Here is a 10,032-nt window from a genome sequence, read left to right on the forward strand (position 1 = left end):
AGTATGTGTTTTTTTCTCCAAATTTTCATTCCTCCATAATTGCAAACCAACGAGAATTAGAATAACATTAAAAAATATGGATACGCAAGTCTAAATATGAGAGGATTATCATAAATGAGTAGAATTAACTTTGATCAGCCACTTGTTATTGATGGTGCAATGGCAACTGAACTTGAAAAAAGGGGTGTTGAAACGAATAATGCCCTGTGGTCAGCGATGGCACTGATTCATAATCCGGATGCCGTTGTTGCGGTACATAAAAGTTATTTTGAAGCTGGGGCTAACGTAGCAATTACTGATAGCTACCAAGCAAACCTGCCCGCGTTTGAAGCGGCTGGACTATCGGTTACTGAAAGTCGTCGGCTAATTTCCGAGTCGGTCCGGCTAGCACAGCGGGCACGGGATGAATACCGGAAAGAAGAAGGTTCAAAACGTCCTTTATTGATTGCTGGCAGTGTCGGGCCTTACGGTGCCTATTTGGCTGATGGTAGTGAATATACTGGCAACTACCAATTAACGAAGCAGCAGTATCAGGATTTTCATCGAGAACGGATGCAGATACTGGCAGCAGCTGGCGCGGACTTATTCGCGTTTGAGACTCAGCCTAACTTCGAGGAAACTCAGGCGTTGGTTGACTTGTTAGAAAATGAATTTCCGGAAATGTCAGCATGGGTATCGTTTAGCGTGAACCAAAAGGGCCAGCTTTGCGACGGGACTTCATTAAGCCAAGCCGTGGCGTATTTTGAAAGCCATCCGCAAGTGGCCGCTATTGGTATCAACTGCACGGCAATGACAAATATTGAAAAATTGGTTAAAAAGGTAGCAGGGGCAACCAACAAACCGATTATTGTTTACCCTAATAATGGTGACGTCTATGATCCAGTGACCAAAACTTGGCAAACGGTACCGGATGCACCCGCATTCAGTGATTTAGTACCAAAATGGCGGGCGGCAGGTGCCAGTTTGATTGGTGGCTGCTGTCGAACGACGCCGGCAGATATTTCGCAAATCGCGTCGACAATGGCTAGCAACTAAAAAAGACGAGCTCAATTGAGTTCGCCTTTTTGGTACTAATTAAATATTATTTACGGTCTTTTGTACTGGTCATGATTGAATCAATCAAGCCATAATCAACAGCTTCTTGAGCCGTTAAATAATGGTCACGTTCAGTATCAGCATTAACTCGTTCAATTGGTTGACCTGAGTTATCTGATAAGATCTGGTTGATCATTTTACGAGCCTTCAAAATTTCTTCGGCCGCAATTTCGATTTCAGTTTGTTGACCTTGTGCACCACCTGATGGTTGGTGAATCAAGACTTGTGAGTGTGGCAATGCGAAACGCTTGCCTTTGGTACCAGAAGATGCCAAGACACTAGCCATTGAAGCAGCCATACCAGTAACGATGGTTTGAACGTCAGACTGGATAAAGTTCATGGTATCGTAAATCGCCATACCTGAAGTAATCACACCACCTGGAGAGTTGATGTAAAGGTAAATATCCTTTGTTGAATCTTGCGCATCCAAGAACAAAAGTTGAGCGATGATTGCGTTAGCCATATCGTCTTCAATTGCGCCGGAAAGCATGATGATTCTGTCCTTTAATAGGCGAGAGTAAATATCATAAGCACGTTCGCCACGGGAAGATTGTTCAATAACCGTTGGGACTAAGTTCATAGCTTTGCAGCCTCCTTATGATCTATTGTTTATTAGTCTGTTTGACTAACTGATTTGTAGTTTAACCTAAAGGTCAAAAAAGGTCAAACAAAATCACTTGGTTTATGGCAGTCTTGCTTTTGGCCTTATACCAAAACTTAGGATAACATATTTTGAATACCCATACTGACTAACTCGTCTTTCGTATGATGCAGTTAATTGTATAAATCTTGTTGACACTGGTTTAAGAGATTATCATACTTAATGGTAAATTTGCTATTTACAGGGGGGAAGTTTATGACGTGGCTGCTGGTGATTTTGCCAGCTTTACTTGCTGGTTTGATTCAAGGCCTGACAGGGTTTGGTGCCGTTATTATTATGATGATCTTTTTTCCGTCAATTTTACCAATGGCACAGGCTGCTGGTATTGGCGGTATTATTATGTTACTAAGTGAAATTTCCTTAGTTATTCACTATCGGCATCATTTTAAATTAAAGCGTGTTTTGTCCGCGTTTATCGTTTATGCCGCTGTGGCAACTTGGTCCGTGCGTTTGGGTCTAGTACTAAATACGCACATTTTGCGTATCATGTTAGGCATATTATTGATTGCGCTAAGTATTTATTTTCTCACTTCTAAGAAGGCGGGTAGTCGACGATATCCCTGGTACGTTGCACTGTTATTTATGATTATTTCAGGTTTCTTCAACGGCTTATTTGGTATTGGCGGCCCACTCATGGCACTTTATTTTTTGTCTCGTTCTAAATCCGTGCCTGAATATATTGCCAATATTCAAGGCTTTTTCCTCATTGATGGTTTCTATATTACTAGCGTTCGAGTTGTCAGTGGTATCTTGGGAGCACATGTTATTCCATACATATTAGTCGGAATGGTGGGAGCGACTGTTGGTACGATGATTGCGTCTCGGCTATCGACTAAGTGGGATTTGGCAACCATTAAGCCATGGATCTACCGATTCATTGGTCTGGCTGGCTTTTACTACTTGCTATTTTAATGCGAATACAAAAACAGGATACCGATTTAACGGTATCCTGTTTGTTTTATGTTGCATTATGCGCCCGGGGGGAATCGAACCCTCATTTCAAGAACCGGAATCTTACGTGCGATCCATTACACTACGGGCGCATGCCAATTACATTTCAACACTAGAATACTATACCTGAATTTGCATATAAATACAAGGGGTAATCTCGGAATGAATTTAGCCTGTTTGAAAAAATATGTGAGTGTGTTTGCAATTGGATAGGGTCCCTGCTATAATCTGAAATGTGGGTAAAGATAAGTACCCATTAATTTTTGACCTAAATGGGTCACATTACGTCACTATGGGACATAACTTGTCCCATAGTTGGTAGAGAGTTGGTTAAGACATGGACCTTGAGTGGAGATGGGTGAACGCAGTTGTTCCTAAAATGTCCCAGAAACTGCTCAGACGTTATTCGTTGTTGCTGACAGTCAGACAGATGCAACCAGTTGGGCGTCGTTCATTGGCAGAAAAGATGAACCTCACTGAACGGACTGTCAGGACTGATTTGGATAGCTTAGTCGATACAGGTTTGGTTTCAATGCAGACTAACGGTGCCTGGTTAACAGACGATGGTCAAAAAGCAATCCTCAATCTACAACCCTTGGTGGCCGATTTAACCGGCTTACGAAAAAAGGAGACGTTGCTTAAAGAACGTCTCAGCTTGCAGGACTGTTTAATTGTTTCTGGTGATTCAGATGAACGTCCAGATGTTAAACAGGCCATGGGTAAAGCAGCTAATGATCTGCTCAGACAGCAATTGCCGGTTGGTGAAAGTATTGTGGCTGTTATGGGCGGCACAACGATGGCTGCTGTAGCGGAGACTTTATCAGCCACATTGGCTGAAAACCGGCAATTAACTTTTGTGCCGGCTCGAGGTGGGATGGGCGAATCGCCTAACATTCAAGCAAATACAATTTGTGCAAGAATGGCTGAAGCAACCAAAGGCCATTTTCAAGCGTTGTATTTGCCCGAACTAAGCTCTGAGTCAACATCAACATCATTACGTCACGAGCCTGCTATTGCTAAAACTCTTGAATTGATTGACCGCGCAAACGTCGCGATTCATTGCGTGGGTGATGCAATGGCAATGGCCAAACGGCGTCAAATGTCCGACAAAGTAACAGCAACGTTAGTAAAACGGCATGCAGTTGGGGAGGCTTTTGGTGACTTTTTTGACCAAGATGGTCAGATTGTTTACCGGGTTCCCAAACTAGGTTTGTCGATTTCAGATCTTGAACGAATGGATCTGGTCGTTGCAGTTGCTGGTGGCCATAGTAAGGCTGCCGCAGTTGAGGCATATTTCAAAATTCCTCCGGCCAAAACATTTTTGATTACGGACGAAGGATTAGCTGACATGATTTTAAAGTAGTGATACTATGTATTAGTGTCGCTGTTTAAAATAATTATTTTTTTAACTTCCTAAAGGAGGAAAACACAGTTATGACTGTAAAAATTGGTATTAACGGTTTTGGCCGTATTGGACGTTTAGCATTCAAGCGGATCCACGAACTTCATTCTGACGACATCGAAGTGGCAGCAATCAATGATTTGACTACCCCTTCAATGCTTGCATACCTATTAAAGTATGATTCAACACATGGTCGTTTCCCAGGCGAAGTTTCAGCAACAGATAAAGGTATCGTTGTTGATGGCAAGGAAATCCCTGTATATGCAGAACCAAAGGCACAAAACATTCCTTGGGTTAAGAACGATGGGGTTGACTTTGTTCTCGAATGTACTGGTTTTTACACTTCAGAAGAAAAGTCACAAGCTCACTTGGACGCTGGCGCAAAGCGGGTCTTAGTTTCAGCTCCTGCAGGTGCCGTTCGTACTGTTGTTCCAGGTGTTAACTTGGATACTTTACAAGCTAGCGACAAGATCGTTTCAGCTGGTTCATGCACGACCAACTGTTTAGCACCATTAGCATACTTCATGAACGAAGAATTTGGCATCAAGGCTGGTACTATGACTACTATTCACGCCTTCACTGCTACTCAACAAATTCTTGATGGTCCTCGCGGCAAGAAGATGCGTAACAACCGTACTGCAAGCATTAACACCATTCCTCATTCAACTGGTGCAGCTAAGGCTATTGGCTTAGTTATCCCAGAATTGAATGGTAAGCTTCAGGGTCACGCACAACGTGTTGCTGTTGTTGATGGTTCATTAACTGAATTAGTTGCTGTCCTTGACAAGAAGGTTACAGCTGACGAAGTTAACGAAGCAATCAAGAAGCACACTGTTAACAACGATGCCTTCGGTTACAACGATGACGAAATCGTTTCAACTGACATCATTGATGACCCTCATGGTTCAGTATTTGACCCAACTCAAACTGAAGTTACTACTGCTGGCGACACTCAGATCGTTAAGACTGTTGCTTGGTACGATAACGAATGGGGCTTCACTTGCAACATGGTTCGTACATTGTTGCACTTTGCTTCACTTTAATCATTAATGAGTAAAAACTAGAAGGCGGAGGAGGGAGACTTTCTCCGCCTTTTACAACAATTGACTTGTACCAGAGGTCACAATGATCAACTTGATATAAATCAGGAGGACTTTAAATTGGCTAAATTAACTGTTTCAGATTTAGATTTAAAGAGCAAAAAAGTCTTAATGCGTGTGGACTTTAATGTTCCGATTAAAGACGGTGTTATTGGTAATGACAACCGTATCGTTGCTGCATTACCAACCATTAAGTACGTTATTGAACACGGTGGCAAAGCTATTTTGCTATCTCACTTAGGTCGGATCAAGTCAGAAGACGACAAGCCTGGCTTATCAATGCGTCCAGTTGCAGAACGTCTTTCAAACTTGTTGAACAAGCCTGTGACTTTTGTTCCCGTAACAGAAGGACCACAATTGGAAGATGCCATCAACAAGATGAATGATGGTGACGTATTAGTAATGGAAAACACTCGTTACGAAGACGTTAAAGATGGTGAACAAGTTAAGCGCGAATCAAAGAACGATCCTGCTTTAGGTAAATACTGGGCATCACTTGGTGACGTCTTTATTAATGACGCGTTCGGTACTGCTCACCGTCAACATGCTTCTAACGTTGGTATCGCTTCTAATATGCCACAAACTGCTGCTGGTTTCTTAATGGAAAAGGAAATCAAGTTTATCGGTGGTGCGGTTTCAAATCCAGCTCACCCATTTGTTGCCATTTTAGGTGGTGCCAAAGTTTCTGATAAGATTGGCGTTATTGACAACTTGTTAGACAAAGCCGACAAAGTGATTATCGGTGGTGGTATGACTTATACTTTCTATGCTGCAAAGGGCATGAAGATCGGTAACTCATTAGTTGAAAAAGACAAGATTGATCTAGCTAAAGAAATCATGGACAAGGCTGGCGACAAGTTAGTATTGCCTATTGATTCAGTTGTTGCTGAAAAGTTTGACAACGATGCAGATCACAAGACCGTTGACGGTGATATTCCTGATGGCTACATGGCTTTGGATATTGGACCTAAATCAGTTGCTGCCTTTGAAGATGTTTTAAAGTCAGCTAAGTTAGTTGTTTGGAATGGCCCAATGGGTGTGTTCGAAATGAGTAATTACGCTGAAGGAACACTTGAAATCGGTAAGTTCTTGGGTACTTTGAGCGATGCTACAACCATTGTCGGTGGTGGTGATTCAACTGCTGCTGTTCAACAACTTGGTGTTGGCGACAAGTTAACCCACATTTCTACCGGTGGCGGCGCTTCATTGGAATACCTTGAAGGTAAGACTTTACCTGGTATTGCTGCTATCAGCGAAAAGTAGTCTTTTAAAGAAGCTGGGATCATGTCCTGGCTTCTTTGCGCATTCTTAGTAAGATAACCTTTTTTAATTGATAGTGGGCTTCACTGGCTAAAACGTTTTCATTCCGATAGAATAGTATTGTGATTTTAAATGACTGAACAAAAGGAGCGTTTACCGTGCGGATACCACTTATTGCGGGTAATTGGAAGATGAACAAGTCTGTCGATGATGCCCGTTCGTTTATGCAAATTGTTTCAGATCAACTGCCTGAGCCTGATCAAGTTGAGACGGCGATTGCAGCACCTGCTATTTTGTTGGAAACGATGATTGAAGCTAATGGCGCTGATCGTTTAAAAATTGGTGCTGAGAATTGTTATTACGAGGATGCCGGGGCATTTACCGGCGAAACATCGCCGCAAGCCTTATCAGAAATGGGCATTCCATATGTCATCGTTGGTCATTCTGAACGGCGAAGTTACTTTAACGAAACCGATGACATCATTAACCGAAAAGTACACGCGGTCTATCGAAATCATATGACACCAATTCTGTGCTGTGATGAAACGATGGGACGACTGGAAGCTGGCGAAAAGATTCACTGGGTGGTTAGTCAAGTTACTGGTGCCTTAAAAGGCGTCAGTGAAGATTTGGCGCGTCAACTAGTGATTGCCTACGAACCCAGTTGGGCAATTGGTAGCGGTAAGTCGGCTTCGGCTGACCAAGCCGAAGAAGGATGTTACCTGATTCGTCAGACGGTTGCCGATTTATATGGTGATGATGTGGCTAACGAGATGCGTGTGTTATATGGTGGCAGTGTCAATCCAGAAAATATTTCTCAGATTATGGCTAAGCAAAATATCGACGGTGTTTTAGCTGGTGGTGCCAGTCTTGATCCGGAAACCTTTTTACAATTGGTACACTATCAAAAATAAACTCAAATAGTAATTGCAAGTTCAAAGCTAAACTAATAAAATAGACTGCGGGGAAAAGTTTCCCGCTAGGTTAAACATTCATAAGGAGAGAATACAATGTCAATTATTTCTGATATTTACGCCCGCGAAGTCTTAGACTCACGTGGTAACCCAACTGTTGAAGTTGAAGTTTACACAGAAGCCGGTGCAGTTGGCCGTGGAATCGTGCCTTCAGGTGCCTCTACTGGTGAACACGAAGCCGTTGAATTACGTGATGGTGACAAGAGCCGTTTCGGTGGCAAGGGTGTTACTAAAGCCGTTGACAACGTTAACAACATTATCGCTAAGGAAATTGTTGGTTACGATGTAACTGACCAAATTTCAATCGATAAGGCTATGATCAAGTTAGATGGTACTCCTAACAAGGGTAAGCTGGGCGCAAACGCCATTTTAGGTGTTTCATTAGCTGCTGCTCGTGCTGCTGCTGACGAACTTGAAGTTCCGCTATACAACTACTTAGGCGGCTTCAATGCTCACGTACTTCCTACTCCAATGATGAACGTTATCAACGGTGGGAAGCATGCTAACAACAAGGTTGATTTCCAAGAATTCATGATCATGCCTGTTGGTGCTCCAAGTGTTAAGGAAGCTATCCGTATGGGTTCAGAAACATTCCATGCCTTGAAAGCTATCTTAAACGACCGCGGTTACTCTACTGCCGTTGGTGACGAAGGTGGATTTGCACCTGACTTGAAGAACAACGAAGAACCATTCGAAATCTTAGTTGAAGCTATCAAGAAGGCTGGTTACAAGCCTGGCAAAGACGTCGCAATTGCCTTTGACTGTGCCTCATCAGAATTCTACAACACTGAAACTAAGACTTACGACCTTAAGGGTGACGGCAAGTCATACACTGCTGAAGAATTTGTCAGCTTACTTGAAAGCATCGTTGACAAGTACCCAGTTGTTTCAATCGAAGACCCATTGGACGAAAACGAATGGGAAGACTGGCAAATGGCTACTTCTCGCTTAGGCAAGAAGGTCCAAATCGTTGGTGATGACTTATTCGTTACTAACACTGATTACCTTGCAAAGGGTATCAAGATGGGCGTTGCTAACTCTATCTTAATCAAGTTGAACCAAATCGGTACTTTGACTGAAACTGTTGAAGCCGTTGAAATGGCTAAAGAAGCAGGTTACACTGCTATCATTTCACACCGTTCAGGTGAAACTGAAGATACTACCATTGCTGACTTAGTTGTCGCATTGAACGCTGGTCAAATTAAGACTGGTTCAATGAGCCGTGGCGAACGGATTGCTAAGTACAACCAATTGATGCGTATCGAAGATCAACTTGGCGAAGTTTCAGACTACAAGGGTATTCACTCATTCTACAACTTGAGCGAACAAGCTCGCGAAGCTATCCAAAACAAGTAAAAATATCTCGGGACTATTAGTCTCGGTGTAAATTTAAAGATCTCAGCTGATGAATTTTCATTGGTTGAGGTCTTTTTTTTGATTCTCGATTTTAATTGGTCTGTCTTGCGTAGTTAACTTCTATACAAGAGAGGAGATTAGTTACTAATGAAGTATAACCGATTAATATTGGGAATAACTGTGGCTATGGGATTCGGTTTAACGACGACTCATGCTAGTGCCAAGGTGTCTCACCCAGAATTTTCGCCGTATGAACTTACGTTTGAGGTGGTTAGGAAGGTTAGAGATGCTGGTTCAAGTACCCTAAAAGCATTGCCTAAAGAGTCCAAAACAGTCTCTGTGACAAAACCAATCGCAGGAGTAACGGATTTTAATGATGCGGGGTTAAGAACTTATAATTTGAAGTCACTCTACCCTAATTATTCTAATTTGGAGCCTAACTTGATCACGCCTATTGTAATCCCTAAGGGTGTATCAAAGTTTAAATTTGAATCTGCATTGATCCTACATGCAATCAAAGAAAGACCAAAATTAAGGTATGTTCTTGAAAATCCGGATACGACTAGAAGTACAAAGCATTTTACCGATTATCAATATTCTTCAGGTACGGTTGACGGGATTTGTCGGCCTCTTTTGGTGGAACCACTCAAATTAGATTATGAGTTAGTGGAAAATCAAGAGACTGTGATAACCAGAAACATGGCTCCGGTCGAGACAGTGATACACCGTAAACAAATTAATTACCAAATTACTTATCAGGCTTCGAATGGAGAAACAGTGGCCAATGATGGGTTAACCACTGGATTTACATCGGCGTATGACCAAGTAACGGATAAAGTAGAAACACTTTTAAAAAATGTGAGCACGCAGGGGTATCAGGTTCTATCACATGAAGTCGTGTATGACCAAGACGGTAATGGGAGTATCCAATTAAAAGTTCGAAAAGACGATACTAATAAACCGGAGCCTAATCCGGAACCATTGCCTGTCCCTGAACCAAAGCCACAACCGGCACCCGAGCCAGAACCAAATCCAGCACCGGGACCTAATCCTGAACCAGTACCAGCACCGCAACCTGAACCAGCACCGGTACCTAATCCAGAACCAAATCCAGCGCCAGGACCTGATCCTGAACCAGTACCAGCACCGCAACCTGAACCAGCACCGGTACCTAATCCAGAACCAAATCCAGTGCCAGGACCTGAGCCAGAACCAGTACCCGAACCACAACCT

9 protein-coding genes and 1 tRNA gene are annotated in these 10,032 nt (G+C 42.7%); 8 read left to right on the forward strand and 2 right to left on the reverse strand.

From position 1 onward, the window contains the following. Positions 1-114 precede the first annotated feature (114 nt). Complete coding sequence (gene mmuM, locus CES82_RS09140) at positions 115-1,035, forward strand: homocysteine S-methyltransferase (RefSeq protein ID WP_098825611.1); 921 nt, start codon at positions 115-117, stop codon at positions 1,033-1,035. 46 nt (positions 1,036-1,081) lie between these two features. Here mmuM and CES82_RS09145 read toward each other — a convergent pair whose 3' ends face one another. Beyond that, positions 1,082-1,675 (reverse strand): ATP-dependent Clp protease proteolytic subunit, encoded by a 594-nt coding sequence (locus tag CES82_RS09145; protein ID WP_098825613.1) that lies wholly within the window; start codon positions 1,673-1,675, stop codon positions 1,082-1,084. Between the two features lie 276 nt (positions 1,676-1,951). Between CES82_RS09145 and CES82_RS09150 the strand changes: the two genes are divergently transcribed. Then, positions 1,952-2,668 (forward strand): sulfite exporter TauE/SafE family protein, encoded by a 717-nt coding sequence (locus CES82_RS09150; RefSeq protein ID WP_098825614.1) that lies wholly within the window; start codon positions 1,952-1,954, stop codon positions 2,666-2,668. A gap of 59 nt (positions 2,669-2,727) precedes the next feature. On the opposite strand, the gene CES82_RS09155 is transcribed toward CES82_RS09150, so the two are convergent. Beyond that, a tRNA-Arg gene (locus tag CES82_RS09155) sits at positions 2,728-2,799 on the reverse strand. 245 nt (positions 2,800-3,044) lie between these two features. On the opposite strand from CES82_RS09155, the gene CES82_RS09160 reads away from it, so the two are divergent. The 6 genes from CES82_RS09160 to CES82_RS12495 all read left to right on the forward strand — a co-directional run. Next, a complete protein-coding gene (locus CES82_RS09160) occupies positions 3,045-4,070 on the forward strand; it encodes a sugar-binding transcriptional regulator (protein ID WP_098825616.1) in 1,026 nt (341 codons plus the stop codon). Positions 4,071-4,141: 71 nt separating this feature from the next. Next, positions 4,142-5,152, forward strand: coding sequence for a type I glyceraldehyde-3-phosphate dehydrogenase (gene gap, locus CES82_RS09165; protein ID WP_098825618.1), 1,011 nt, complete (start codon positions 4,142-4,144; stop codon positions 5,150-5,152). Positions 5,153-5,269: 117 nt separating this feature from the next. Beyond that, positions 5,270-6,472, forward strand: a complete 1,203-nt coding sequence (locus CES82_RS09170) for a phosphoglycerate kinase (protein ID WP_098825620.1) — start codon at positions 5,270-5,272, stop codon at positions 6,470-6,472. A 155-nt stretch (positions 6,473-6,627) separates the two neighbouring features. Further along, the gene (tpiA, locus tag CES82_RS09175) at positions 6,628-7,383 is read left to right on the forward strand and encodes a triose-phosphate isomerase (RefSeq protein WP_098825622.1); all 756 of its coding nucleotides are present in this window, start codon (positions 6,628-6,630) and stop codon (positions 7,381-7,383) included. A 96-nt stretch (positions 7,384-7,479) separates the two neighbouring features. Then, positions 7,480-8,799 (forward strand): phosphopyruvate hydratase, encoded by a 1,320-nt coding sequence (gene eno, locus CES82_RS09180; RefSeq protein WP_098825623.1) that lies wholly within the window; start codon positions 7,480-7,482, stop codon positions 8,797-8,799. Positions 8,800-8,946: 147 nt separating this feature from the next. After that, the coding region (locus tag CES82_RS12495; RefSeq protein ID WP_225364881.1) for a procyclic acidic repetitive family protein at positions 8,947-10,032 on the forward strand (1,086 nt) is incomplete at its 3' end.

This window comes from Secundilactobacillus silagincola (assembly GCF_002583405.1).
Lineage (GTDB): Bacteria > Bacillota > Bacilli > Lactobacillales > Lactobacillaceae > Secundilactobacillus > Secundilactobacillus silagincola.